Annotated in this window: 1 protein-coding gene; it reads right to left on the reverse strand. The window is 55.6% G+C overall.

What is annotated here, in order from left to right:
- The coding region (locus tag BLX24_RS30990) for a TonB-dependent receptor domain-containing protein (RefSeq protein WP_143092970.1) at positions 1 to 619 on the reverse strand (619 nt) is incomplete at both ends.

Genomic DNA, 619 nt, shown 5'->3' on the forward strand with positions numbered 1-619 from the left:
GGGCTGCCGATAAACCAGCCGTTGCCGATGTCGTTGCTGCCCGTTACCAGTTCGGTAATCTCTTCACGGTTACGGGTAAAGGTGATGTTGCTGCTCCATGAGAAATGCTGAGTCCGGACATTGGTTGTGCTCAGGGCCACTTCAATCCCACGGTTACGGGTCTTACCGATATTCTGTTTTACCGTTGTTACACCCGTTGTTGGCGGCAGACCACGGTCGAGCAGGAGGTTTGATGTACGGGTGTCGTAATAATCGACCGAAGCGTTGACGCGGCCGTTAAACAGCCCGAAATCCAGCCCGATGTTCTGCGTTGCCGAGAGCTCCCAGCCAAGTTCTGCATTACCGACATTGCGGGAAAAGGTATAGGCTGGCAGCGGCACATCATCAAAACCAAAGGCTACCCGCGTCAGGGTCGACTGCGTGGCATAAGGTCCCGACGGGTCGTTTCCGGCAATCCCGTAGCTTAACCGGAGTTTCAGGTCACTTAATCCGCGGACGGGCTGCATGAATTTCTCTTCGATGATCCGCCACGCAAAGGCCGCCGATGGGAAGAATGTCCATTTATTGCCTTCCGCCAGTTTCGACGAGCCGTCTTCGCGGGCTGTCAGCGTCAGCAGGT

This window comes from Arsenicibacter rosenii (genome assembly GCF_001870735.1).
Taxonomy (GTDB): Bacteria; Bacteroidota; Bacteroidia; order Cytophagales; family Spirosomataceae; genus Arsenicibacter; species Arsenicibacter rosenii.